Genomic DNA, 26,622 nt, shown 5'->3' with positions numbered 1-26,622 from the left:
CCCAGTAATCAATTGCTACCAGAAATTGGCAACACAGGTTCGAACTTTTAAGGTGGTGTGAAAACCACGTCTTGTCATACGATGAGTACACAAAAAGAAGAGGTGACCTCCCTCTTCGAGGCCTGCCAGCCTCGCTCCGACGTTATCGACGGGACGTTAGAGGAGGAGCAATTCGCTGCAAACCTCGCGACCGTCGCCCACGAGCCCGATGAAGCCGCCCCTGTGTATCGTGACGCCGCGGAATTTTTCGATACTACGTATCCGACAGAGGGGTTGACCACACTGTTGAGTAACCTGTCCGGACGGTTTCTGGCTGCCGCAGACCGGGAGACGCACGGCTACAAGAGCAGTATTCTCTGTCTCGATACGACCTTCGGCGGCGGGAAAACGCACGACCTCATAGCCTCGTATCATCTCGCAAACAATCCGACCGAGATTGGAAATCTCTCAAAGTTCGTCGATAAGGACGAGCTGGCGACCGAGTATCTGGACGCTGTTTCCGATGGACTCGAAGCAAATTCAGCTGTCTTCGTCGGCGGGCACGTCGACGCCCGCAGCGCCCGAAGTAGTCGGACTGACCCGAACGCCCCGGACACGAACACGATGTGGGGCGAGATTGCCTACCAGCTGTTCGGGCTGGACGGCTATCGGGAGATCGAGGACTACGACCGGGACCGGCAGGCCCCTGGTCAGAACACGCTGAAGGATCTCCTGGAACAGAGTGACCAGCCCGCCGTGGTCCTTATTGACGAGATCGCGGAGTACCTCGAGGACGCCTCGACGCTCGAGGTCGGCGGGGCTACCCTGGCCAGTCAGACTGTCTCCTTCATGAAGTCGCTACTGGAGACAGCCGCCCAAGCTGACTCACTCACCGTCATTTACAGTATCGCGGACTCGGCGTTCAAGGAGGAGGCCGAAGAGGTCCGTGGCCTGGTCGATGAACTGGACGCTGTCGTCCAGCGCCAACAGAAGGTTATCACTCCGACCGGCGAGACGGAAGTCGGGGCTGTTCTCCAGCATCGACTGTTCGACGAAATCGATACAGATGTGGCGGCTACGGTGGCCGAGCAGTACTTCCACTTCTACGACGAAGCCCCCCGTCAGTTCCCGCAGGAGGTTAGCGAGGACAGTTACCGCTCGAAACTCGAACGAGAATACCCATTCCACCCTACTGTTCTCGAAACGCTAACCGAGAAGATCGACACGATCCCGGACTTCCAGCGGACTCGTGGAGCACTGAAACTGCTCGGGCGAGCGATTCACTACCTGTGGAATCACCAGCCCGAGGAGTATGACCGTCACTTCCTCCGTCTCTACGATCTCACGCCGGCAGACGATGCTCCGGACGGGAGTATTCGGGCGACACTCAACGAATCCCTGTTCGAGTTCGTCGATCTGAGTGCGGCGGTGACTGCGGACATCTATACTCGTGACGGGACCGCACACGCCCAACTCGAGGACCAGAAGTGGACGGAGAAGGGCATCCCCGCGCTCGGATCCCACATCACGACGACGGTGCTCTGGAATAGTCTCGCGTTCGGTGAGCAGGCGTCAGGAATCGCTCGACGAGGGCTCAACGAGGCTGTCGCCCATCCTGGCGTCTCCTTCGACCACTACGATAACGCGCTGAAGAACCTCGGCGGCGACGACATGAACGTCGCCTGCTACTACCTCTACGACGAGGATCAGATCCGGTTCAAAGCCGAGCCAAACCTGATTCGAATCATCGACCAGCGGATCCAGAACACCTCCGAAGAGCAGGCTCGAAGCCGGTTCGAAGCTCGACTGGATCGCGAGGTCGGGAGTGGGGGATTCAACGTCGAGATGTTCCCCGAGGAGCCAGCGGACATGGCAGATGACGGCTCCACACCTACGCTCTCGATTATGCACATGCTCACCGCGCCCGTACAAACGGAGCGTGGTCAGGAAACCGAGGTTCCCGACAAAATCCAGGAGCTGTACGAGAAAACCGCCGCAAAACACGGAGGAACCATCCAGAGTCGTTCGCACAAGAACTACGTCTTGTTTCTCGCCCCGGATGCGGAACTTCTCGAGAATGCGGTCGACCAAGCGACGCGGCTCGAAGCTATCGAGGACCTCCGAGACGACTCTCAGCAGACTGCAGACCTCTCCGACGAACAGCTTCAAGAACTCCGGGACAGGGAGGACGAAGCACGCGGGCTCCTCGGTGAGAGCGTTCGGAACGTCTATCGACACCTGTTCTATGTCGAGGACGACGGGCTAACGCACGTAACCATCACGTCCGTCGACGCCGGTGGCGGGACAAAGCTCGTCGACGCGGTCCGAACCACGCTCGAGGACATGAACCGGATCATCCGGGACGACGACCAACCCAAAGGAAAGGTCTGGTTCGAGCAGAAGCTGTGGCAGAGCCAGAAGCGCCGGATGACGACAGCGGACCTGGAAGCACAGTTCGCCCGGAAGCCGGGGCTGCCCTTCCTCTTAAGTACGAAACCGCTGCGAAAGACCATCGCCCGAATGGTCTCGGACCACGAGTACGCCTACTGGGATAGCGAGACGGGGACAGCCTACTGGAACGCCCAGTCCCAGCCAGACAATTGGCAACACGACGCGCCGCTCCCGGAGTCGCCGGACGTCACGACCTCGATTACGGATTCGCAGGTCAAGATCGGCGACGAGTACGAACTCTTCGGTAGTATCGAGGACCTCCTCGATCAGCACGCCGACGAGATTCGTCCGCCAGAGCTGACGGAATGTGCGAACTGCGGTAAGGACCTCCCACCCCAGAGCACCCACAAGCTCTGTGAGGAATGTCGGAACAAACCCGCCGAGTGTGACGACTGCGGAGAAGAGGTCGAAGGCAAGACGAAAGCCGACGAGCCTGTCCTCTGCGAGGAATGCAAAACGGGTCCCGGTGGAACGTGGAACAAATCCACCGGGTCGATGAGCGCGAAGCGGGCTTTCAGTGAAATTCGGGGGCACGCCGTCTCCCAAGCCGGCGGTGATGCGACGGCGGGAATCGACTCACTCATCCCGTGCGTTGAACCGGTTTTTTGACGAACGTCGTCGTCCGAATTCATCGTCCGTCACCCCCACTCTGCCCCTCGAAGCTCACGCCGAGTTCGTCAAGAGCTTCGTGTAGTTGCTCACGGGCACTGCCGTAGCTCATTTCGAGAGCCTCACTTTCGAGCGCCCACTGCGCCAGGTCTTGGACATCCTCGAAGCAATACGCATCTCTCAGGAGCCGCTCCATCTCCTGACGTTTGTGTGCGAGGAACGCGTCACACCCGCCGCAGGAGCCGTAGTAGCCGGTTTCGACCCACAGGCAATCGTCGAACCGGACAACCAGAGCATACTCTCCCTGGTAGCCGCCAGAACGCTTGAACGATTGTTCTGTGCCCTCTGGAAGCGCTTCTTCGAGTGCGTCTTCACGACTCCACGCGTGTGACCAATCGACGCGGTCCAGGTCTGCGTGGTCTATCAGGTCTCGTTGGATGTAGGGGGCATCGTTGCTCATGCAATCACCTCGCATTCGATCTCCCCGCCACAAACGGGGCACTGGTCCGGTGCTTCGATGCGGTCGTACTCCTCTTCACCCGGTGTTCCTGCGACGCCGCTGAACTTCTTCTCCAACTCGAACTCGTCACACTCAGAACACCGATGAACCTCTCTGTGCGTCGTCTTCTCGAACTTCTCAGGATTTGTCATGCTATCACCTCGCCGCCCGCGAAGGCCGTAGAATCCGCACCACACGCCACGGAAGATTTATCAATCGTTCTCGGACTTTTACGTGTATGACCGGCGACACCCGCGCGGCGGCCGAGCCCGCTCTTGGCGAGCAGGCCATCGCGCAGGCTGTCGCCGACGAGCCCGGTCCCCTCACGACGGACCGTGAGGACGGACTTGATGGCGATGGGCGTGAGCACCCGCAGTCCGTCGCTCAGGCCCACATCTATCGGATTCTCACCGGACGCTCGTTCTTCGAATTGGAGCGTCACTTCGACCGCTACCCGACGATTCGGGAGTCGCTCGGCCTCGACGACAACCTCGACCACTCCTCGTTCTCCTACTCGATGCGCGAGCAGTTCGAGGACATGGAGGTCTTCTTCGAGAGCTACGCCGACTACGTCCGCGAGCGAATCGAAGCCACGCTCCCGGAGAGCCTCACCGACCCGTTCCTCGCCGAGGTGGACGTCGAAGACGACTCCGAGCCGTTGCCGGAGATTCCCGAAGAGGCGAAGGACGAGAAGATTCGCCACGTCCGGGCGATCATGCTCGAAGAGACCGACTTCGACCGCGCCAGCAACGCCAGCTACGAGGCCGGAAGCATCCTCACGCCGTTCCTCGAAGCCGCTCAGGAAACCGACGCCCCGGCCAACATCATCAGCGACAACGACCACGAGTTTTCCATCAAGGCGGCGTTCAACGCCGTCAAACAGCGCGACGCCGACGGATGGCACGAGGAGTTCAAGCGGGTCAACGGCCGCGTCCTGAGCGCCGCGACCGGCGCGGGGATGCTCCAGGGCGACCTGGACGCCTACATCGACATCACCGTCATCCCGTACTGGCCGCAGACCGACGACCCCGCTGACGGTCACCGGCAGGGCGAGCCGAAGAACGGCACGACCTACGGCTTCCACTTCGCCACGCTGGTCGCGCACGACCAGGAGCACGACAAGGACGTCGCGGTCGCGGTCGAACCCTACACGCAGGACATCGGCCCGCACGACCTCGTTCAGCGCCTGCTCGAACAGGCCGAAGAGTACGTCTCCATCGACACGCTCAGACTGGACTCGGGCTTCGAGTCGGCCCGCATTCTGAAGCTGTGCCGGGAGCGCGACATCACGCCGTCCGTCCGGCTGAAGCGCCGGGGCGACGAACTCAAGGGCGCGCTCGCGGCCATGAGCGGGCGCTTCGACGACTACGAGGACTACCCCGTCACGTCCTCCGAGCACAACCTCTCCGAGAAGGTCCGCGTCGTCGCGGAACCCGACTGGAACAACGCCAACAAGTCCGACTTCGACGCCGTCATCAGCAACAGCCAGCAGAGCCTCGATGCGTTCAACGACGACGATGAACCCGACGTTCTGGACCTGGACGACGTTGATGACATCCTCTGGAAGGCCCGTCGTCCCTACGGGACGCTCAACTACGAGGACAGCCCGAAGCGGGTCATCCGCCGGCACAAACAGCGCTGGCGCGTTGAAAACGCCTACGCCGAGAAGAAGACGAAGCTGATGGCGCGTACCGGGTCGCGTGACCACGGCGTCCGCGTCTTCCTCTTCTGGCTCAGCACGCTCCTGTACAACGGCTGGATGCTCACCCGGAAGTTCCTCCGCGACGACTTCCCGAACCACCGACCGAAGGATCGGGGCGCGGTGGAGCTCACCACGTTCATCAAGAAGATCCTCCGGTTGGACTACGGGTAGCGCCTGAGTTCGCTCTCCGAGCTCGCAACTCGTGAGAGACATCACCGTCTGACGCCCCCTCTTTTTCTCGTTCGGCCGGTAGTTGCGGAGCTCTTCCCTCGTCGAGCGCGGTGACTGACTCGGGACTGCGCCGAGATCGTCGTCGGTCCGGGCCGATTCGGCGGTCGGCCCGGTTCGAAGTTCAACGTACTTCATCGTCCAAATCGAAGGTGATCAGCCGTTCAAGCACGGATCCTTCGTTGCGCAACGATCGCCCGTCAAGTCCCGAAATGAATCCATTATCGTGGATCTCGACTACAAGAGCCGTGCAGAGATGGGCAACGGCGAGGCTACATTCAACGCCAACTTTACTGGGCCTGTCGACGCATTCACGACACTTACTCAGAGCCCAGAGGGATTCAGTGACCGGGCAGGTGGAAGTCAGAAGATCAAGCTGAGCTTTAAGTTCGAGATGGACGAACCGGAGGCCATCGACGGCGACGAAGACGACGTACTCGCACAACTTGGTGAGGAACTCGACGGGACAAACATCACTGTCAGAGCGCAGGCCGGCGGACCGACGAACATCGAAGGTGACGACTCATGAGTATCCAACGAGACGAGGAACAAGGCGAGTCATTCGCCCTAGGAAGTAGCGTCTATGGTGGTCGTCCCACATTTGCGCTCGTGCGTGATGAGACAGGGAACGAGGCGACGATTACACTCTACGAGCTACTTCCGACCGAGCAGGCTGATGCACGGAAACGACGGCTGGAACGCCGTCGGCAGCTCTCATCAAAAACCCTCCCGCTCGAACAAATAATCAATAGAGAGACCAACGGCTCCGAAGAGTGGACATGGGACAACTGGGTTGGGGTAAAGGTAAGCAGGTTATCCGGGTCACGTCTAAGGAGTATTCTCCAGCTTATCGATGAGAGTCTTCGAGAAGCGGATATCAAGCCTGAGCAAGTTACGAGTACTGGATCAGCAACTCTCCTACTGCCCGAGGAAATTGGCGTCAGGCTTTCTTTGGGTTTTATTGGAATTAAGCCATTGCGGAGGGTTGATCGAATGAGAGATCTTGCTCGTGGAGTTGCTCGAATGAGTTTAGAGGAGTGCTATTACTGGAACGCAAAGTGCAGGTCTCCGAATAGCTCTGGTGGCGCGAAGGCACTACGAACACTACTGACCGAATAAATCATGTCTGACAATAATCGGCAATTTAAGATTCAGGACACGGTACCGGTGCGGACAATTGGGATTGAGACGGAAAGAGAAAATCTGGATTTCCAGCACCGGCCACCTCACAGATATGCCCATGTGTGGTTCGCTCCACGACCAACACCTGTATCTAGATTAGCTGTTTTAGCATCCGTACTCCCGGACTCTATTGATGATGACACCCTGTTGAACTGGATGGGATTTAAGCCATCCAATCGTAATCCAGACGATTCCATAGCGGAGCACGTACGTAACAAGAGACAAACCAAAGATCAGCGGAGTGGGTCGGAACACGAGCATTATGGCTACCGGAAAATTTGGCGGTACACCCCCTCTGACACTGAAAAAGATGAAATTCACAACTCATTAGAAAATACTTGGGACGGAGAGCTCCCAACGGTCCTCGACGCAACGGCGGGCGGCGGATCTATACCTTTAGAGAGTATTCGGTACGGACTCCCAACTATTGCTAACGAACTAAATCCAGTTCCTTCAGTGGTCCTCAAGGCGTTATTAGAATATACCAGGACAGATGTCGATCTAACAGACGACATCATCAAATGGGGGAATGAGATAGATAGCAGGGCACGAGAAGAATTACAAGAATTCTTCCCAGAGAGAGATGATGAGAAGATTCAGACATATCTCTTTGCCCACCGAGTCACCTGCCCAGATTGTGGGTTGAAAGTCCCGCTGGCCTCAAATTGGTGGTTGGACCGAAATCGGGGGAGTGGAAAAGCCGTCAGGCCCCGGGTCAATGATGAGAGCGATCATGTTGATTTCGACATCGTTGATATTCCTGAAGACGTAGAGAGAGACGAATTCAATCCCACAGATGGCACAATATCCTATAGTAAGATGACGTGTCCTCGGTGCCATGTTACTCTGGGAAGTGATTCTCTGAAAGAGAAACTTCAGGAAGACGATTTCGACTATCAACTTTATGCCATATATTATGACACGTATACATCGGGCGGGTGTGAATTCAGGAAGCCTGAGGAAAAGGACTTCGAGGCGTTTGAGAAAGCAACTGAATTTGCAGATTCAGATGTAGACATCTCTACTTCGCTAACGGAATCTATCCCATCTGGAGAAAAGACGACGGAGTTGCGTAGAAATGGGATGACTGAGTGGAGAGATCTTTTCACACCTCGCCAGCTTCTCACACACCACACGTATTGGCAAAAGTTCGAGGAGGTTAAACAAGAAATCCAAGACGAATACCCGGAACAACAGGCGGAATCCATCTTAGTCTATCTTTGTTTGGTTGCGGACAAGGCCCTCGATTACAACAGTCGGATGGCCCAATGGGACGCGAGCCAACCGAAGATTGGCCACATGTTCGCAGGATCAGATTTTGCCTTCTCTTGGTCTTTTGTCGAACATAATCTCACTGTAGAAGATCACGGATATGACTGGATGTTATCGAATATTGCAGAAGATGTCTATGGAGGTGTCCGAGAGCTATTAGAAAATTCAGACGCCCCGTCAGAGGTACTCCAAGGTGACGCGGCAGACCTATCGATCGACGATGGTGATGTTGATGCAGTAGTTCTTGATCCACCCTATTACGGGATGATAATGTATGCAGAGCTGGGAGATTATTTCTACGTCTGGATGAAGAAGTATCTAAAAGACATAATTCCAGATTTCTTCAATTCCACTCTAACCGAGAAAGAAGATGAGGCAGTGGCCAACAAATCTCGCTTTGAAGGAGTTGAATCAGACGAGCTGTCGAAGAAGGAACTGGCCCGTCGGGAATACGAGCGGAAAATGACAAATATATTTGAGGAGATGTACCGCGTCCTCAATCCCGGCGGCATCTTCACTATGATGTTCACGCACAAGGAAACGGAGGCGTGGGATACACTAACAAAAGCACTCATCGAATCTGGGTTCGTAGTTACTGCCTCACACCCAGTTAACACGGAAAATCAACACCGTGTTCAGCAGGCGGGAAGGAACAGTGCAGACAGTACCATTCTCTTATCAAGTGAGAAGCGGGACCTCCAGCGGTCCGAGCCGACTCTGTGGGAGGAAGTCAAGAAAGATACACAGGTTCGGGCTCAGGAGAAGGTCAAGCAATTAGAGTCCCAAGAAGCCGAGTTTACCAAGGTGGATATGATGTTGGCCTCATTCGGTCCAACGCTTGAGATATTTACCAAAAACTACCCCGTAGTTGATGATACGGGTGAAGAAGTCTCCCCTCAGACTGCCCTTGACGAAGCCAGAGGGGCAGTTCGGGATTATCTCATCGAGCAATATCTAAATGAAGGAATCCGAGATGTCGACGCCAAAACAGAGTGGTACGTCCTAGCTTGGTTCGTCTTTGAAGCTCAACGCTTCCCATATGATGAAGGAAGACGGTTGGCTGTTGGAGTGGGAGAAAACGTTGATAGCCTGAAAAAGGAGAACCGTATGTGGCGGACAAAAAGTGGAGACATAGTCCTTCGGCCGCACGGTGATCGCGTCCAGGACGTGAACAAGGCACCAGAAAATCGCTCGGGTCGAAAACCGGTAGACCCTGATAGCCTTTCGTTCTCGACCGCCTTAGACAAAGTACACGCCGCGATGCACATCTATGAAGCGAAAGGAGCAACAGAAGCGTGGAACTGGATGAATGATCGGAATTGTGGGTCAGACCCCTCATTCAAGGCAACTCTCGAAGGACTCCTGCGGGTGCTTCCCCACGACCACGACGACTGGAAACTAGCAAGAGACCTCGAAGCTGGCGAAACAGGTGAAATGCTGGATCTTGATTTAGACTCGTCAATATTTACCAACGATGAGGATGATGAAGATCGGCAGGGAAGTCTAAACGACTTCTAATCCTCTTGGAACGCTGAAAGAGGGGATTCCTCTTTCCGGCGTGCGACCTCATCCGGCCATCGTTCCTGAATCACGTTCAAGATTCGTCTCTCCCGTTCGTCAATCGTTGCTTCGTTCCACTCCTTGTTCTCGAAGATCTCGTTGAGCATCCGGAACTTGGACTCATCGAAGGCAGCTTTCTTCTTCTCGAAGGGGTCGTTCTGATTCCCGGCGTTATCCTCGATAGTCATCAGCGCCAAATTGCCCAGCCGGTCGCTGTTCTCGTTGATGGTCTCGTGGAGGTGCTCGGGGAACTCGTCTGAAACGGTCTGTGGCCAGACGTGCTCGATCGTGAAACGGTCGTCCTCGTTGTCGACGACCTTCTGCACCTCGAAGGGGATGTTCTCCCGTTCGCGTTCTAGCGAGAGTTCATACGCATAGAGCAGGTATCGAAGCTCGTTCTTCCGGTTGGAGTCGCTGTAGTAGGAATAGACGTCGGCGTCGTAGAGCGTGTCCATCAGGGTTTCATCGTCGCAGTAGTTGTGGACGTGGTCAGCGAGCTTGTCAATGACGTCGTCGACGGAACTCGGACTGATGTCCTCTGCCTGCTTGCCCGGTTCGTTGTAGTAGAGCTGTCGGGCCAGGGGATAGGCTCTTGTTCGCCCCGTATCAGCGGCTTTCTGCTCGATCAGATACGTTCGAACGATGAACGTCTCGATCTTCTTGAGGAGACGGACGAAGTCTGATTCCGAAATGAGGTCGCGGGTGTACTGGTCGTAGGCGGTGATGAGAAGGGGGTAGAAATTCCCGAGACGGCCTACGGCGTAGAGATTCTCCAATCGTGTCTCGATACGGGTACTGTCGATTCCGTCCAGCGTAACCAGTTCCCGAAGCCGCTGGAAGGATCGCTTCAGATCGTTCGTATAGTCGATGATCTCCTCGGCGAGGTCGCCGTTGTCCGTGGCAAACGCCTTCTTGACGTGCTCGAGGTGATTCTGGTAGTACCGTTTATCGTAACTCGTCGTCCAGTTCGCATCCCAGAGGATGAAGTGATACCGCTGGATTTGGTCTTCGTCGAGGCCGCTCCCGACATCGGTGTCGGTGATCTGCTCGATGTTCGAGTATATCTCGCCGAAGTTCTCTTGGACGATGTTGATGAGGCCCTCAGTCCGCTGTTCCTCGTCGTCCTCCCCGTCACGAGGTCCGTCATCGGTGACCAGCGCCAGCCGGTGCATCAGATAGCTCTTAGTGATTTCGAGGTCAGTGAGGCCCTTCCCCCGGTCGTTGACGGTCTGGAAGATCCGCGCGGCTTCGGCCCGCGATTCGACGACGTACGCGAGCAGGTCGAGGTTCTGAATCGTCGAATAGAGGTCGGTGTAGAACTCCACCGGGTCCTCGTAATCGGTGTTTTCCGGCGGGGCGTCCTCCAGTTTCTCACGGAAGAACGACTTCGTATTCGCCAGCCGGCGTTTCGAGGGTGTGTCGAGCGTGTACTCTGCTTCGGGGTTCGAGCTCTGTGTCGATTTTTCCGTGTCGATGACGTCCTCGAGGATGTACTTCTTGAAGAATTTCGCATCGTCGTCCTCCTGGAGCCGAAGTCGCTGCTGGTCAGAAGCAACGAGGTAGTTATCCAGGATGTCGACCGCGTACTCCTCTCTTCCGTGAGCGTGGAGCTGTTCCTGTAGCTCGAAGAGTAAAATCAGGAGTGTTGTGAGCCGTTGCTGTCCGTCGATGATTCCGACTTCATCGTAGAGCCCGTCATCTGATTCGTCCGAATCCTCGATCAGGAACGTTCCGATGTAGTGCGTCTTGTCGAGAGATTCGAGGAGGTCCTCCCAGAGTTCGCGGCGTTGCTTCTCATCCCACGAGTAGTTGCGCTGGTATTTCGGCACGTAGAACAAGTCACGACCGGGAACGAGGTTTTTGAAGGGTTTCTTCCCAGTTTGCATGAAACACACCTCCAAGCGGCATCGCAAAAATTCTGTGCTGCTTTATCAAAATGTACCCACTCTTTATGTTGTGGAGCAGGCATACGTCAATATCAGATGGCTAGGTCCCTCCGTGACTACGACTGGCAGTCTATCTACGAAAGCCAGCCCAGCAACGACGCAGCTCATCTAATCAAGGAGTTCTACGTCCCGGCGCTCGAACGAAGCGTCCAGTACGACCGGATTGCAGGCTACTTCGATAGCGGTTCTCTCGCTGCTGCTGGGAACGGAATCGAGGCACTCGTAGAAAACGACGGCCGAATGCGACTCATCGTTGGCGCACAGCTTCAACCGAAGGATCGACCTGTGCTGGAAGCACTCGCCGACGATCTCGACGAGAACCTGACGGGCTTGGATGACGAAACTCTCGATCAGCAGCTCCAGCTGCTCGCCTGGCTCCTTCGGGAGGATCGACTCGAGCTCAAGATCGCGGTCCCCAGCCGCGGGGAGTGGGGTATCTTCCACCCCAAAGTAGGCATCTTCCGAGATGAGGACGGGAACTGGATCTCGTTCGAAGGGAGCATCAACGAGACGGCCGGCGGCTGGACGCGGAACTACGAGCGGTTCAAAGTCCACCGCTCGTGGGACGACGGTCAAGCCCCCTACGTCGAAGGCGACCGAGAGTCGTTTAAGCAGCTGTGGCAAGACGAGCACGCCTACGTCGACGTCTACGATCTTCCGGAGGCCCTGAAAGAGGAGCTAATCGACTGGAAGGCCCCCGACAACGACGTCGAAGTCTCCCAAATCGTCGAGAAACTCCGCGAACCAGAGGCCCCAACTGACGGCGACAAAGGCCGGATCCTAGCCGATGGGGCACAAGCCCCCGGCGGCCTCCAACTCGCCGAGGAAGCGAGCACGATCGATCCGTGGCCACACCAGCGAGTTGTCTCCGATACGGCAGTCAACACGTATCCGAACTCCTATCTCCTTTGCGACGAGGTCGGCCTCGGGAAAACTATCGAGGTCGGCCTAACACTCTCCCGCCTCGGTCTGACTGGCGAACTCGAGAACTCACTCGTTCTCACACCAGCGAGTCTCGCCGTCCAGTGGCAAGAAGAACTTTGGGAGAAGTTCAACATCAACGCCTATCGGTACGATCGAGGGAGTGACTACGATTACGCCTTCATAGATTCCTTCGGCCAAGAGCATCCAGTCCCGGGGACGGGTGACCTGGACATCAATGCGGATCGGCGGGACGAGGCGTGGACGAACAGCCCGCTGTGGCGGTTCGCACACACTCGGAAGGATGACCCGACGCCGACTGTCATCATCATGTCCTGGCACACAGCGCGACTCACAGGCCGGTGGGACCAAGTCGCGCCAGCTGACGACGGAACCGCCCGGACGAGGGACGACATCCCGGCAAGCTGTCGCGGACGCAACCCGGACGGTCGTGAAGGCGTCTGGGACGCAGTCGTCGTCGACGAGTCACACAACGCACGTCGTGGGAGTAACTTCTACAATCTCCTCGAACGGCTCCGCGATCACACTCACTGCTACTACCTGCTCACTGCGACCCCGATGCAGCTCCACCATCGCGAACTCTACGATCTCCTGACCCTCCTCGATATCCCCGAGGCGTGGGATGATCGCGACCGATTTGTCGAATTCTTCGAGACCCGCCAGGCGCTGTCGACCGTTATCGAAGGCGGAGCCGATCTCTCATCCCGGACATCGAGTGATCCGTCACAGGCGACTCTCAATGGGACATTTCAGGATCGGTTCAATTCCTCGATAGAGTACGCGGACGTTGTCCTCGAGGGGATCGTCGACGAACTCGGGCTGGAGGACCAAGGTCGAGGCGTCGCGAAACAGCGGCTTCTCCAGGCGTGTAACTTGGCACGAGGGTATGGGCAGGAGTACGACGACTACCGACGGAAGGTGGACGCCGCGATTGAGGAGCAAATCGATCCGTTCGGAGCGGATGAAGATACCAAGCTCAAACGGCTGCTGTATCCGGAATCAATCCTGAATGAGGAGATGATTATTTCCTCACGAAGCGACCGTCTCGACGCCCTCGACGAACTCAGCGAGGACGGCTGGAAGGTTCTCCAAGACGTACTTTCGTGGGCAACCCCAGTCGATGCCTGCATCCACCGCAATACCCGGGATACCCTTAGGAAATATCGCAAAGCAGGGCTGCTCGAAGAAACGGTCCCGACCAGAAAGCCCGAGCGACGGCGTATCGAACTCAACGAGCAAACCCGTCGGGTGTATGATCGAATCGACGAATACACCCGAACCTTCTACAAGAAGGCACAGCAGTCAACAGAGACGGAAGCCCGCGCCATTGGGTTCGTGATGACGACGTATCGCCAGCGGCTTACTAGCAGTGTATACGCGATTTCACAGAGTCTCTCTACCCGGTTAGAGAAACTTCGAACGCAGCGGAAGGTGCTCGAACGCCGAAAACGAATTCGGGACGACCAGGATGAGGATCGGCAGGCGGCCCTAGACGCACTTAGCGAATACAGTGAAGACGAGATCGCCGAGTTGGAGGACGCCGGCGAGGACGTGCTGAATGTCGATCTCACCGAACTCGCACCGAGTCTTACTGACGAGGGGATCAATCTTCTCAAGGAGGAGATCGAGGAACTGGAGTCGTTCATCCAGGAGGTCAAGCAGGTCGATGACGACCCGAAGATGGATCAGCTGTACGAGGACCTCGACATGCTCGATCGGAAGGGACGGAGTCGAATCATCGTCTTCACGCAGTACAAAGACACGATGCACTTCGTCCGCCAGCAACTGCGGTGGAAGTACGGCGAGAATATCGCCTGTTACTCGGGCGACGGCGGCGAGATGTACGATGAAGAAGCAGACGCCTGGCGAAACGTGGGGAAGGAACGTGTCAAGCGAGAATTCTCCGACAACGACGGAGAGGTCGATATTCTCGTATGTACGGACTCTGCAAGTGAGGGGCTGAACCTGCAGGAATGCGGTGCGATGATCAACTATGACCTCCCGTGGAATCCGATGCGAGTGGAGCAGCGGATCGGACGTATCGACCGCATCGGTCAGGAATACGACGACGTCTACATCCTCAACTACAGCTACGAGGACACCGTCGAATCAGATATCTATGACCGACTAGACGACCGGATCGGTCTGTTTGAGTACGTCGTTGGCGATATGCAGCCGATTCTATCCAGTGTCGGGTCGAAGATTCGAGAGGCGACGATGGTAGAAGGGGCGAAGGCGGACAGCGAGGAGTATGAAGAACTCGAACGGGATATCGACCAAGATATCGAGGAACAGCAAGGTGAGGACGACCCAGTAGAGCTCAAGGATTCACTCGCAGAGGTCGACAGCGACCGACCACTACGTGAACAGGTTATCCAAGAAGCGCGTCTGGACGCTTGGGAAACCTATTCCCATCCTGATCTCGGAAAGGTTGGGAACCCGAGTGAAAACCGAGACCCCGTCTTTACCGTAGACGCCGCCAAGGGAGTCTTCTTGGAGAACGAAACGCTCACCGAGGCGGGGATTCAGTTTGATCCACTGTCGCAACTGGATTTCGAATTCGACCTCACTGAACCGGAAGACGCAGAATACATCTACTGCCTTCAGCATCCGGGAGACGCTCCCATTACAGCGGAGGAAAGTGAGGATACCCTCGCTGCGAGCATCGCAAATCAGCACCAAGGAATCGGTGTAACCTTCGACCCCGATACAGCTGACGAGTACCCCTCACTCCGATTCCTCGCTCCGGGGAGTCCGTTGTTCAACTGGTTAGCAGCGACGCTCGTCGAAACGTCGGATCGGTTGAATCTCACCCAATCCGCCTGTACTACGAATTCTGACGGAGAAATAGTCGGAACCGCTGAGAAGCCGTGGGTTGTGACCGGGTGGGCCGAAGAAGATGCTGCGGACACGTCGCTCGTCCAGCTTACGGACGGTGGCTCAGTCGAGGACCGGTCAGAGACGGTAGAGTTCCTCAATCAATGGGCGCAGGAATTCATTGAGAACCGCACCAGGTCCTCGTAGCTCGGGAGATTAGAGGACATTTGCGATCCGCTCGGGAGACGCGACGGTGAGTGACCCCTCCAAGGCACCTTGGTCTTCGTATGCTTCTACCCACTCGATTGCAGCGTCAATCTCATCTTCAGGGACAACAAGAACCCGTTTGAAACCCGACGCCCGGTAATCCTGTAGCTGGTTCAGTGCGTGACTCCCGTTTTCGGCGATAGCCTCCATCGTCTCAACCTCGACGATCAAGTTCGCGCTCGTGGAATCAATCGAAATGATATCGGGTTCCCCGTTGACTCCGTCGATTACGCCCTGAGGACTCGTTGATGCGGCTCCGTCTGGGTCGATATGGGAGACGTACAGATGCGCTTCGTCACTCGTCGCTTCTTTGACTGCCGAATACGTCTTGCGGAGAGTGTCGTTGTGATCGCTCTCTTGACCAAACAGCCACCCGCCAAGTGTTGCACCGACGACTGCACCAGCTGGACCGCCAGCTGCCGCCCCGATGGCACCGCCGATGGCCCCACCACCGAGCTGATTCTTACTCTTGTCGTCCATAGACAGACCACTTTGCTGGGGATCCAAAAAGCTACGCTAACCAAGGTGAAAGTATAGTTCCCAGTAGTTTCGAGTCTGGCTGGAATAGCAATTAACGTCGGAGTATAGTTAGATCGTCAATAGATAGATTATCGCCCAAGTCTACTACCTCCTCGCGAACCGCCGAGGGATTCTCGAAGTATCGAATACATTACGATACAGCCCAAGATCACGAGTATACCGCCACCGAAAGCGTAGATTACAGAGGAGACTTGAAATGCGGAACCGAAAATTGGTACAGAGGGAGGAACTAGTGAGAGACCGATTCCAGCCGTAATAAAGAAGAAGCCGCCAATTATCGCTGAAATCGCGAGTGCGATCCCGACCAGTTCTTCGGGGAACTTCATCTGTTCAATAGAGTCACAGACATCACCAAAGAGAATTCTGGTGGACAATTACAATATGACACTGCGAAACATATCTTGATGACCATCTCTGGATGGCAAAGAAACGTATGTGAACTGTTCTACGACGCCTTTATTCTGCATCCAAGTCTCGTGCATCGAGATCGCCGTTGAGATACTGTTCTCCCTCACTGGTGATATCGTAGACACCATTACCTAAGTGGAGGAGAAGTCCGTAGGTGACGAGTGTTTTGCACCGAGCGTTGATGTGTTGGCGAGAAAAGCGAACGCGGTCACTGTCAGCCATTTTCTTCGGGGTATCAGGTCCCTCCTCGGAGAGATGCTCTAGAATCCGATCATCAGCTCGAGACATCCAGTCCGCATCAAAGCGCATAATCGCTTGTGGTTTCGCCGGTGCTATCCCAAACGCGCTAAGTCAAGCAGAAAAGCGACGAGATTCTGCAGTTGACTCATAACCTTTTAAATTGCTTCCATCCTAAGCATAGAGCATACCGATGCATTCCCCACCACCAGACAGTCCGGACCGAACGAGTGACCGCCTCGTTGAAATTATTGAGACACTGGAAAGGCGTGGGCTCGAAGACGACGACTATAATTTACAGGATTGGGTGGACGTCGATGCACTATTACAGCTCCTCACCTCATCAAAGGGAGACGTCTCGGTTCGGTTTACTGTTCAGAACGTAGAACTCATCGCGACACCCGACGACATTCGAGTACCGGCCGAGGGTTCTTCGAACCCAGACGAATCATAGAACACCCAGCATCGGAAGCCATAGAAGTACGTACCCCCTCCCACACCTAGAGTGAGAAATGACGCCCAGTTTCCAAATCATACGAATTAAGGATCTCTTTCCGATTATTGACGGCAGATGAGAGGTTTGTATCGTCCGATACGGAGGTGGTCGATTGCCTTCTCCGGACTTCTACTTTTCATCTGTACGCTTGGCTGGGTCCTTATCGATGGAGACGATGCCGTAGTCGACTTTCTCGAAGTAGCACTACCAGCCACAATCGGGATTTGTTTGCTTATCGGCGGGATTTGGCTCGAACGAACTCACCAAGAGTCCCGAATCAGTCAACTGGCACTCTGGACAGGTGGTGGGGCGATCACTGGTGTTGCGGTTATTATCTGGTTCATTTTCGTTATCTCGCTCGAACATAATCCAGCCGCTGAGCCGGGGCAACTCGCCCTCAATGGAGCAGGGATTTTCATGGCAGCAGGCATCCTCCTGGGCTACTACGCAACTGGTTTACAGCAGCGCGAACGGGAGCTGGCGCAGTCTGAGGCACGGTTCCGAGCATTGACGGAGAACTCGTCGTTGGGCGTCGTGACTATCGACGAGACGAGCACAATACGGTATGCGAACGACGCTGTCAACGAACTCTTCGGATATGAACAGTCAGCAATAGTTGGCGAACCACTAACGAAGCTAATGCCCGAGGAGTTGCGGGAATCGCATCAGAATGGGCTGGCCAAATATCTCTCAGAGGGGGAACAAACGTTCGACTGGAACGGACTCGAGGCAAACGGCCTTCGCGCCGACGGAGAGGAATTCCCGATCGAGATTAGCTTCGGGGAGTATCCTATTGACGGGGATCATCTCTTTACGGGGATCATTCAGGACGTCTCAGATCGGAAAGTGGCAGAGCAACAACTCCGTAATCACACCTCGAAGGTGACACAGCTCCACGAGCTCGCTACCGAAATCACTAGAGCGGACTCGACGACAGCGATACGTCAACACGCTGCTGACGGCGCAGTCAAGTTATTCGATGCTGATGTCGCCCACCTCGCAGTAGTAGAAGGTGACCAACTGGTTCCGGTCACCAGTTCAAACCCTGGTAGTGTAGATGGTTATGACCCGGTACCAACCTCCTTCGGATACGCCGGGGAGAGTTACCAATCGAACACGGTTGTCCGGGTCGACGACCTCGGGGAGACTCGGGGGGTTACGGCGTCGCCAATCCGCGATGGTGGAGTACACCCCGAACCACAGGTCAGCAACGACCCTCTCGCATTGTTGAGTATTCCGCTCGGAGAATATGGTGTACTACAGGTGTTTTCGTTTGAGGCGAACGCGTTCGCCGAGCGCGACGAGGAAGTCGCGGAGATGTTATCGACTCACGTCGTGACAGCTCTCGAGCGACTGTCCGCAGAGACGACGATTCGGCGAGAGCGTGACCGGCTGGAGGAATTTGCCGGTATCCTTTCGCACGATCTCCGGAATCCGTTGAACGTCGCCCGAGGACGGCTCGAATTCATCGATAGCATCGATGACAGTGAACACCTCGACGCTATAGAGCGCGCGTTAGACCGTATGGAACGCCTCATCAAGGATATGCTCACACTCGCTCGACAGGGAGAAGCAGTCGGCGAGACAGAGACGATCTCCCTCAATACTCTTACTAAGCAAGCTTGGCAAAACGTTGATACGGACACTGCGACGCTCAACGTCAAGACGGATCTGCGTCTCAACGCTGATCGCAGTCGCCTCCTCCAAATGTTCGAGAACCTCTATCGAAACGCGATCGACCACGGCGGCGAGGCCGTCACGATTCGTGTTGGAAGCCTTGAGAATGGTGATGGCTTCTTTATCGAAGACACAGGACCAGGGATTTCGACGTCCGATCGCGAAGATGTGTTCGAGAGCGGGTACACAACAAACCAAGACGGGACGGGTTTCGGGCTCGCGATCGTCAGCCGAATTGTGGAGGCCCACGGTTGGTCGATCGAGGTCACCAATGGCACAGACGGGGGCGCTCGCTTCGAAATTCGGACGTGAAATCCGCTACACAACCACGCTGAAATAGGCCAGTCAGCAGGATCGTACGTTGTGTCGCTCACTGTCGATTCCGTCGAAGTAGTACTGGACACCGTCACCCAATTTTGAGAGCTTAATTATTTGATGAATGAGAATTAATCACACAATGGGATGGTGCGCTACTGCACGAACCCAGATTGTCGTCGATACGACCGCGCGCTCCCCCGCGACGCTGGTCCCTGCCCGGACTGTGGCACCGCAGAACTGCGGATTGATGTGGATATCCCCCTCCACGTCTGTTCAGCCTGTGGCACCGCAAATGCCGGGGCGACAGGAGATTGCTGGTCGTGTGGAGCTTCACTCGACGACCAGGTTCGCAAACTCTGACCAAACACAGACGTACAGATCAGTCGGGTCATCAACCACGGCCCGGTAATTACTAACAAGTTTCCAGCATTATACGCAATTGATGACGGACTGGCGATGGGTGACTGACACTGGCGCGGTGGGCGAAATGCCCGTCAGAGTCCTTCCAAATAAACAGGCCGAGTTCCTTGATCTTGATTTCTTAGAGGCCGTTCAAGAGGTCCAAATTAGATATGAACAGGCGGTCAAGACACGAATTGCTCCAGGCGACATGTGTATCTTTACCGCCAGAATTAGTGATATCAACACCGAGACGGAGCCAACGATAATCACGGTGGAAGTGCTGGACGCCGAGTTCATCCAGCAAGATGAGGAGAATCGCACCGAGATTGATGAAATGATGGAGCATCTTGATGAAGCACGTCAGCGACGGCAGGAACAACGGGCCAACGAAACCTGTGACAATTGTGCTTCAATTGAGAGCGACACCCGATTGTCTGTGGAGCGAAAGCAAGGGGGACGCGATCTACATTACTGCGCACAGTGTGGTCGGTTGCTCTCTACCGAAGAGTATCAAGAGTGGATAGAGATTCACGATTAGCTCGAATTGAGAAATCCGTTAGTGACAACGGCGACTCATCGGCGATCAGATTGATCCCGAAACCCTCCTCGGCTTCAAGCACGTAGTCAACATCTTCTTCCAGCATCCCTACCAGCGTTTTTCGACCCCTCGAGAAGTAGAGGACAGAACAACCGATGATCGACACGGATAGCCCACATTCGTTCGAGCAGCTCCGCGACCAATTCGAAGACGAGTGCGTCCTCACCGCGCTTGATCGAGCAGACTCTTCAGAGGGCGAGACCTTGGAGGTTCTCTTCCTCGATAATGAGTCTGGCCGTATCTACCGAGTCCTCAACGCAACTCGTGGCGCACCTGACTCAGGCTGGTTCGTCATCGCCCTCGCAGGACCGAACCCTCAAGACGGTTTCGAGCGCCAGCGTCGCATCCACGACTCCGACACCCACCGAGTCCTCACCACCCAGGTCAAGAAGAACGACCAAGAAACGGGAACTCGATCTTCAGAACCTTGCTCCGAAACACCCGAATAGCGTTCTCGACTTACAGAACGCCCTCAAGAGCATCGTCAGCCAGCACAAGCATAGATTAGCGATCAGAGACGTGGGCGTTTTTCACTCCCCTGCCAGCAGGTGGAGGAATCGCATCGTGAGTTCACACTCCACCGCATCGGCCAGGGACGCATCCGACTCGTCCCCAACGCTGCCTCAGAGTACTGACCGACGTGACGAACGCGCTCGTAACGAAACGATGGATGTCGCGCTCCTCAAGCAGGGCGGCATCTACTCAGTAACCGGCGAGTCCGGGGAGACCTACACTATCGACCTCATCGACGAAACGTGTACTTGTCCGGATTACCAAGATCGCGATCCAGAGGGCGGCTGTAAGCACGTCCGACGTGTCGCTATCGAAGTTGAAGAAGAGACGGTCCCCCGCCCCGACGGGAAACTCCCGTCATCGGCACTCACCACATCAATCCAAGAGGACGACGACAGCGACGTCCGTGAGGACGCTGACTACCAGCAGGCAGAAGCCGCCATCATCGACGCCATCCAAGACCGCGAGGAAGAAATCGCCCGGCTTCAGTCAGAGATTGAGGCGCTCGAATTCGTCACCGACACGCTCGAGGCCATCCGCAACCCTGACGAGGACTTTAGTCTCGACGCGATTCGAGACCAGCGATAGATTACCTACAGCTCCACACCTATGAATTCGTCCACTCACCACGATCGAACGGTAACCATCGACGTGCAGATTCCCCTTGGTGCAACAGAGGACCTCGACGAATCAATTCCAGCCGACATCTACCCCGACTGGCTTCAAGAACGCCTCAATGAGGCGCTCTCCGATCTCTCTGCCACCCCTGATCATCCCGGTGTTCTCGGGGTCGACGTCGACGCCATCACGGTAACCGAAGTCACGAGGCACGAATCGGGCCCCGCTTACCGCCCCAAGTAACTACTATTTCGAGCCCAATTTTTTCTCCTCCGTTACAGAGGCGAAGAGGTTTCAAAAACAGATGACAGACAGCACTCGAGACGAGGACGCCGTTGCCTCGCTCCTCGTCCCTGACGACACCTCACAAGTCGCACTCATTGATCTTTTCGACACGCTGGAACGTGCCGGCTTTGGTATCGCCCTCCGCGATGGCTACGACTCCCAAGACGCCATCGCGTACGACCTCACCACGACCAATTCGCTCAACGACATTGTTCCTTCTCCCGGCTCGCCCGAAGACTACGAAGCTGCCTATCGAGAGATGCAAACATACATCCTCAGTGGCCCAGCCTTTGAAGCCGCTATCACCGTTCTCGCAGCCCATACGGCAGTCGCAACGCAACACCTCATCGACGGCGAGCGCGCAGATCCAGACATCGACGATCTAGATGAACGCTCACTCGAGTCGGCAATCTCTGAAACCGAGACGCAGATCACTGATGCCCTGTACGAACGGGCCCTAGAGAACGTGGAGGTCGACGTATGACGTCTGAAAAGAACACGCCGGTTCCGATGGCCTGCCCAGAGTGCGGCGGCCGGTCGTTCTCTTGGATCATCGAAGAAGTCCAGTTCGGCGACATCCAGAAGTACGAGAACGATACTTTCGAAGAGGTCGGTATGAAGCGCGGTGAGGTTGTCGGAAGTGACGTTGAAGAGGAAGGCGTCTACTGTACGAATTGCGATGAGCGCCGCGATCGCGACGAGCTCGTTCCTGCCGACGAGGAGACCGCCATCAACCAAGAGAGCGCGTGATTATCCCTTTCATCCCGTCGCCGGAGTAGTCCTGACTCACCAACACCCCCGGACTTCCGTCGTAACCTGATCCGATACTATGTCCAACGCATCCACCACGCCATCCGACGACACCGATTCGGCCGCACCGTTCACCACTCTCAGCCGGCTTGCGTACGCCCACATGACGCACGCCCCACTCCACGAACGCTATATGCCCTCGGGCAACTTCGAGGCTGTCGGCAAGCCCGGCGAATTCGGTCCGGTAGACCCCGAGACTGGGGCTGAATACCGCGCTCTCGGTGGCCTCAATCATCAGTACAACCGCGACTACAAGGTCGGTAGCTCATATCCAAAGACAGTCTTCGTTTACGCCGAGGATGCCTCCGGTGAATCCCTCTCCCACAATGCACTCGAAGCCATCCTTGATGATCGGAATCTCTGGTCGGATGCGCTCACTCCCGTCCTCCTCCCGAAAGGTATCGAAGAAGACCAAGCAACCTGGTACTCCACGTTCCAATTCCGTCCCCCGGAGCGCGCACCGAGCCTCCGCCGGGTCAAGCGCCAGCTCGACCGCGTCTTCGACAACGCCGAGATCTATCACGAAGGCCCATTCCTCGATGTGCGAATCTGGCACGAGTAGCCACACCACCTGTTGTTTTTCACCCCATCTGAAGTGAGGTGCACAAAATGCGATCGTTCCTTCCACCGTCAGAATTCGATCTCTCGGATCTCCCCGAGAGACTCGATGTCGAACAACAGATCAAGAACCGACAAGGAGTCCATATGGCGTTTGCGACGACAGCCCTCACGGTCGACATACTCGGTCGTGATCAAGGCGAACGCCACGATGCCCTGAAGGGACTCGTCCAAGCGTGGGACTACATCGCCCGCCAACACGGCGAGGACGTCCACGTCGAGTACACCGGGAAGCCGTGGCAGTCGCTCAACATCAATGTCATCGATCGCCCCGGCGAGCCCGAAGCAGAAGGCGAAATCACCCAATACGGTGTGCTCAACACGGAACGAGACATCCTCCTCAAGCTCGGTCAGTTCGGCCCGACACTCACAACGAACCGTGAGAAGGCGGCCAAGCAGGCACAAGCGGACAGCCACCTCGAACTCGTCGAGGTCACGAGTATTCCGCTCGATCAAAGCCTCTCGCACTAACTAAAAGTGAGTATGACCTCAGAACCCCAGCGCCAGCTTCCCACCGAAACGTCCGACGCCGTCTCCGCACACATCGCCGCCAGTGAAGAGGCCAGTGACCTCACCTTCCAAGACGCCATCGAGGCACTCCGCGAAGGGATCGATGGCTACGGGGACCGGGTTCACGCAACCGCCGAAGTCCTCCGCGCCGTCGACGACCTCGGAGTTCCGAACAACATCCTAACCCACCCCCGCATCGAACAAGGTATCTGGCGATACAGCCACGACGCAGACACCGTCCGCCGCGAGATCGAGATCACCATCGAGCGCGAGGCAGACGACGACATCACCGTCGACGAGATTGTCGCCGCGTATCGCGTCGCCGCCGCCCGTCTCGACACGCCTATCGACGTGGACTAACCCACCACGTCCAAATCCGCTAGTAGCCCCGCGGGGTGTCAAACCAGGCAGCTCTCTTCTCAAGCCCTCCATGACAGTCATCGTCATCAACATCAAAGAAGAGCGAATCGACTCCGAAGATCAATCCCCCTCAGACGTTCTTGAGTCACTCCTCATCCCCTCCAAATCGCCGGACGATGATACTGTCGGTCCCGAATACGTCCAGAAACTCCTCCGTCAGCTTCCGTCCGACGCATTCCAAATCCGGCAATCAATTCACGAACCGGACTGGGGATTCGGAGAGCCCTGTCCCATCTGTGGGACCGAAGCCCTGAGCGCCATGACGGTCAGCGAAGACATTTACAACTCGAGTCACGGCGAGTTCGAGTACGTCAAGACTGGCGACGCGAACGGTCCCGTCCTCTCGGTTATCTGCCCCGAGTGCCGGACGTACCTCTCGCACGTCCCGTACCAAAATCTGACCACCTGACCGATGGCATCCATCGACACCGATCCCGACATTACCGTCGGATACTCACGGCTCTCGCCAAACGCCGTGTGGTGCTTCTTCGACTAGATCCACGATGTCCCGAATCTGACCGCCGCCGAAAAACAGGAAGAGGCGTGGGAGGCCCTTCTCGACGGTGACCGCCTCGGAATGGCAGTCGTCGATACCGTCGGAATGCCGTTCCTGAGTCGAATCGCCGTCACACCGAACGCGCGACGGATAGGCGTCGCGACCGCAATTCTGGACCGGCTCCAAGACGAGTATTTGTGCCTCCGCTGTCGCGTTCACAAGGAAAATCTGGCAGGTATCAGACTCGTCGAATCCACCGGGATCCACCGGAAACAGGAGGGCCGCCACGGCGACCTCCGGTGGTACGATACACAGGTCAACGACGTCGAAAAGGGAGACCAACTCAACACGGAGAGCGACACTACCGCGGTATCCTCGACGTCCGCTTCAACGGCGTCCCGATCAGGAGGTAACCGATGATCGACCACGACACCCGTATCAACCCCGACTGGACCGTTGCACAGCTCCTCGACCTCTACGACGGCCATACGTACGAGACGAAGCACGACCATCCTGACCGCTTCATCTGCGACTTCTGCGCCGCTGGCGTCGCCTATTCGAGCACTCCTCGTGTCGCACAGTACGTTACCGACCGCGTCCTCAATCCCGACCATCCCGTCGGGCAGTCCAAAATACGTGAGCATCCCGGGAAGCGGCCGCTCACGCCACTTGCGACCTACTGCGAGGACTGCGCCGCGCGACGTCTCTACTTTCCGTGTGAGGGCTTCAATGAGGCTCGAGTGTTCTTCACTCTCGAAGAGGATCGCACGATGTCGAATCCCGAGGTTACGGACGTCTCGTCGGCCGACGACGGGATACCCTGGAACCCCCGTGAACTCTCCGAAAAGATTACAGGCGTCCCTTGGGAGGCGAACGCCATCCTTGCCGGGGATGAACTCTGGGGGCCCGAAAATATGGTTGCCGTATTTCTCTCGATGGGTAGTGGCGTCGACATCCGCGAACTCGTTAAGTGGGACGGCTCACTCGATCCGCAAGTCCTCGGCCACGCACGCCGTGAGTATCGTGCGTTCACTCGGAAGATGCTCGAGAAGAGACAGACTCGAACTGCGTTCCGTGACCACGTTCGCGGAGACAACTGACATATGGCACTGCCGGGAGGTGGAGTTTTTTCGTCGCCGATAGACAGCGAGCGCCTCTTATGACCGACTCAACCAGAACTCCTCAAGCGCAGCTCACGGAGCTCGACTACAAGGGGCACGTCCTCGAACAACCTCCTGCGGAACGAATAACAGCTTCCGTGGAGACAGCCGAAGACCTCTACGCGGCAGACGAAGGCGACCTTCTCTGGATCGATGGCACCGAATACGCGGTCGTCAAGCGAAACTTCGGGATCTTCCACAGTCCGCTCTCGGTCGTCGGCGAAGACGGCACGCAAGGGCGGCTCATCGGAGGCACCATCAACCAGCAGTCGTCGATAGCCGGCATCGCGTGGACACACGACCTCCCCGGAGACGACGACGATCGCGCCCCGCAGCCGAGTGACTTGCTTGCGCGGTTTGACCGCGTCTACCGCCTCGAGGAAGACCGCCTCGACTGTCTCCACGCCTGGACGCCCGATAGCGACCATCGCGTCTGCCCAGCGTGTGAAGAACGCAGTGGCGAACCGATACGTATCGAACAGCAGGCCGGCAAGGCCGTCGAACTCCGGCAGTGTACGAACACCGACTGCCAACACATCTATCGGTACGTTCGACCCTTCCCGGAACCGGATACCGCAGCCCTCCTCATTTCTACGGGCACAGTGGACTCTCCCGTGCTCGGATCGGGATACACCACGAGTAAAACCGTCGACGAGTATGAACTCTCAGGAGTCTTCCGCTGTACCGAGCAGGACGATTTCAAGTTTCCCGTCGAAACGAACCGTGGTCGTGACGACGGCTTTTACTCAGCCTCTGAAGTCGCCGCGTTCTGCAACCCAAAGCTCGATCACGACGATCCCGACGACCGCTTCGGTACCGTCACCGTCGACACCAACGACCACACTGGGGGAACAGTCGTTAGCTGGCGCGACGCACCAGGAAGTCAAGCGAAGATGACCGTCGAGTTTCAGGAGCTCGTCGACGGAACGAGCTCACCCATGCCGGACTACGACCGCGCTCTCGACTGGAACCACAACCGAGACGCGTTCACCGCAATTGTTGATCAAACTAACCCAACCCAAAAGAGGGTGTCCATATGATCCACTAAAGTCAGTAAGTTCC

Annotated in this window: 25 protein-coding genes; 19 read left to right on the top strand and 6 right to left on the bottom strand. The window is 56.4% G+C overall.

Annotation, left to right across the window (positions count from 1 at the left end; genetic code table 11):
• Nucleotides 1-81: 81 nt before the first annotated feature.
• Nucleotides 82-3,039, top strand: coding sequence for an ATP-binding protein (locus J2754_RS10890; RefSeq protein ID WP_211087444.1), 2,958 nt, complete (start codon nucleotides 82-84; stop codon nucleotides 3,037-3,039).
• A 19-nt stretch (nucleotides 3,040-3,058) separates the two neighbouring features.
• Here J2754_RS10890 and J2754_RS10885 read toward each other — a convergent pair whose 3' ends face one another.
• Complete coding sequence (locus tag J2754_RS10885) at nucleotides 3,059-3,499, bottom strand: hypothetical protein (protein WP_211087443.1); 441 nt, start codon at nucleotides 3,497-3,499, stop codon at nucleotides 3,059-3,061.
• Complete coding sequence (locus tag J2754_RS10880) at nucleotides 3,496-3,690, bottom strand: hypothetical protein (RefSeq protein WP_211087442.1); 195 nt, start codon at nucleotides 3,688-3,690, stop codon at nucleotides 3,496-3,498. The genes J2754_RS10885 and J2754_RS10880 overlap by 4 nt, the downstream gene beginning before the upstream one ends.
• An 86-nt stretch (nucleotides 3,691-3,776) precedes the next feature.
• Between J2754_RS10880 and J2754_RS10875 the strand changes: the two genes are divergently transcribed.
• From J2754_RS10875 to J2754_RS16210, 4 genes are all read left to right on the top strand, one after another.
• Nucleotides 3,777-5,411 (top strand): transposase, encoded by a 1,635-nt coding sequence (locus tag J2754_RS10875; RefSeq protein WP_211087441.1) that lies wholly within the window; start codon nucleotides 3,777-3,779, stop codon nucleotides 5,409-5,411.
• Nucleotides 5,412-5,694: 283 nt separating this feature from the next.
• Nucleotides 5,695-5,997, top strand: coding sequence for a hypothetical protein (locus tag J2754_RS10870; protein WP_211087440.1), 303 nt, complete (start codon nucleotides 5,695-5,697; stop codon nucleotides 5,995-5,997).
• A gap of 80 nt (nucleotides 5,998-6,077) precedes the next feature.
• Nucleotides 6,078-6,587 carry a DUF7680 family protein gene (locus tag J2754_RS10865; RefSeq protein ID WP_211087439.1) on the top strand — a complete coding sequence of 170 codons (510 nt, stop codon included), beginning with the start codon at nucleotides 6,078-6,080 and terminating at the stop codon, nucleotides 6,585-6,587.
• A 3-nt stretch (nucleotides 6,588-6,590) separates the two neighbouring features.
• Entirely contained in the window at nucleotides 6,591-9,440 is a 2,850-nt protein-coding gene (locus J2754_RS16210) for a DUF1156 domain-containing protein (RefSeq protein ID WP_245332990.1), read from the top strand.
• Here J2754_RS16210 and J2754_RS10855 read toward each other — a convergent pair.
• Nucleotides 9,437-11,368, bottom strand: coding sequence for a DUF262 domain-containing protein (locus tag J2754_RS10855; RefSeq protein WP_211087438.1), 1,932 nt, complete (start codon nucleotides 11,366-11,368; stop codon nucleotides 9,437-9,439). The genes J2754_RS16210 and J2754_RS10855 overlap by 4 nt on opposite strands.
• Before the next feature lie 96 nt (nucleotides 11,369-11,464).
• Between J2754_RS10855 and J2754_RS10850 the strand changes: the two genes are divergently transcribed.
• On the top strand, nucleotides 11,465-15,394 hold the full coding sequence (locus tag J2754_RS10850) for a helicase-related protein (RefSeq protein ID WP_211087437.1): 3,930 nt from the start codon (nucleotides 11,465-11,467) through the stop codon (nucleotides 15,392-15,394).
• Nucleotides 15,395-15,403: 9 nt separating this feature from the next.
• On the opposite strand, the gene J2754_RS10845 is transcribed toward J2754_RS10850, so the two are convergent.
• The gene (locus J2754_RS10845) at nucleotides 15,404-15,934 is read right to left on the bottom strand and encodes a hypothetical protein (protein WP_211087436.1); all 531 of its coding nucleotides are present in this window, start codon (nucleotides 15,932-15,934) and stop codon (nucleotides 15,404-15,406) included.
• A gap of 516 nt (nucleotides 15,935-16,450) precedes the next feature.
• Complete coding sequence (locus J2754_RS16735) at nucleotides 16,451-16,711, bottom strand: MarR family transcriptional regulator (RefSeq protein ID WP_425350990.1); 261 nt, start codon at nucleotides 16,709-16,711, stop codon at nucleotides 16,451-16,453.
• A gap of 841 nt (nucleotides 16,712-17,552) precedes the next feature.
• Between J2754_RS16735 and J2754_RS10835 the strand changes: the two genes are divergently transcribed.
• The 4 genes from J2754_RS10835 (at nucleotide 17,553) to J2754_RS10820 (ending at nucleotide 21,231) form a co-directional block, all read left to right on the top strand.
• The gene (locus J2754_RS10835; protein WP_211087434.1) at nucleotides 17,553-19,124 is read left to right on the top strand and encodes a PAS domain S-box protein; all 1,572 of its coding nucleotides are present in this window, start codon (nucleotides 17,553-17,555) and stop codon (nucleotides 19,122-19,124) included.
• 466 nt (nucleotides 19,125-19,590) lie between these two features.
• Nucleotides 19,591-20,070: a hypothetical protein gene (locus tag J2754_RS10830; protein WP_211087433.1), complete on the top strand. Its 480-nt coding sequence runs from the start codon at nucleotides 19,591-19,593 to the stop codon at nucleotides 20,068-20,070.
• Nucleotides 20,071-20,225: 155 nt separating this feature from the next.
• Entirely contained in the window at nucleotides 20,226-20,579 is a 354-nt protein-coding gene (locus J2754_RS10825) for a hypothetical protein (RefSeq protein WP_211087432.1), read from the top strand.
• 217 nt (nucleotides 20,580-20,796) lie between these two features.
• Nucleotides 20,797-21,231: a hypothetical protein gene (locus tag J2754_RS10820; RefSeq protein WP_211087431.1), complete on the top strand. Its 435-nt coding sequence runs from the start codon at nucleotides 20,797-20,799 to the stop codon at nucleotides 21,229-21,231.
• A gap of 102 nt (nucleotides 21,232-21,333) precedes the next feature.
• Here the strand turns inward: J2754_RS10820 and J2754_RS10815 are convergent, their stop codons facing one another.
• On the bottom strand, nucleotides 21,334-21,474 hold the full coding sequence (locus J2754_RS10815) for a hypothetical protein (protein ID WP_211087430.1): 141 nt from the start codon (nucleotides 21,472-21,474) through the stop codon (nucleotides 21,334-21,336).
• Nucleotides 21,475-21,565: 91 nt separating this feature from the next.
• Here J2754_RS10815 and J2754_RS10810 point away from each other — a divergent pair, with 91 nt between their 5' ends.
• From J2754_RS10810 to J2754_RS10770, 9 genes are all read left to right on the top strand, one after another.
• Entirely contained in the window at nucleotides 21,566-22,030 is a 465-nt protein-coding gene (locus J2754_RS10810) for a hypothetical protein (protein ID WP_211087429.1), read from the top strand.
• Nucleotides 22,027-22,296, top strand: a complete 270-nt coding sequence (locus J2754_RS10805; RefSeq protein ID WP_211087428.1) for a hypothetical protein — start codon at nucleotides 22,027-22,029, stop codon at nucleotides 22,294-22,296. Before J2754_RS10810 ends, J2754_RS10805 begins: the two co-directional genes overlap by 4 nt.
• Before the next feature lie 79 nt (nucleotides 22,297-22,375).
• The gene (locus J2754_RS10800; protein WP_211087427.1) at nucleotides 22,376-22,918 is read left to right on the top strand and encodes a hypothetical protein; all 543 of its coding nucleotides are present in this window, start codon (nucleotides 22,376-22,378) and stop codon (nucleotides 22,916-22,918) included.
• A 143-nt stretch (nucleotides 22,919-23,061) separates the two neighbouring features.
• Nucleotides 23,062-23,445, top strand: a complete 384-nt coding sequence (locus J2754_RS10795) for a hypothetical protein (protein WP_211087426.1) — start codon at nucleotides 23,062-23,064, stop codon at nucleotides 23,443-23,445.
• Nucleotides 23,446-23,457: 12 nt separating this feature from the next.
• Nucleotides 23,458-23,844: a hypothetical protein gene (locus tag J2754_RS10790; RefSeq protein ID WP_245332989.1), complete on the top strand. Its 387-nt coding sequence runs from the start codon at nucleotides 23,458-23,460 to the stop codon at nucleotides 23,842-23,844.
• Nucleotides 23,845-23,914: 70 nt separating this feature from the next.
• A complete protein-coding gene (locus J2754_RS10785; protein WP_211087424.1) occupies nucleotides 23,915-24,313 on the top strand; it encodes a hypothetical protein in 399 nt (132 codons plus the stop codon).
• Nucleotides 24,314-24,481: 168 nt separating this feature from the next.
• The gene (locus J2754_RS16730) at nucleotides 24,482-24,820 is read left to right on the top strand and encodes an N-acetyltransferase (RefSeq protein WP_211087456.1); all 339 of its coding nucleotides are present in this window, start codon (nucleotides 24,482-24,484) and stop codon (nucleotides 24,818-24,820) included.
• Nucleotides 24,817-25,500, top strand: a complete 684-nt coding sequence (locus J2754_RS10775; protein ID WP_211087423.1) for a hypothetical protein — start codon at nucleotides 24,817-24,819, stop codon at nucleotides 25,498-25,500. The genes J2754_RS16730 and J2754_RS10775 overlap by 4 nt, the downstream gene beginning before the upstream one ends.
• Nucleotides 25,501-25,559: 59 nt before the next feature.
• Nucleotides 25,560-26,600, top strand: coding sequence for a hypothetical protein (locus tag J2754_RS10770; protein WP_211087422.1), 1,041 nt, complete (start codon nucleotides 25,560-25,562; stop codon nucleotides 26,598-26,600).
• The last annotated feature ends 22 nt before the right edge of the window (nucleotides 26,601-26,622 follow it).

The sequence above is a fragment of the Halarchaeum nitratireducens genome (assembly GCF_017874695.1).
GTDB lineage: Archaea > Halobacteriota > Halobacteria > Halobacteriales > Halobacteriaceae > Halarchaeum > Halarchaeum nitratireducens.
This window is presented reverse-complemented; position numbering and strand designations above follow the sequence as displayed.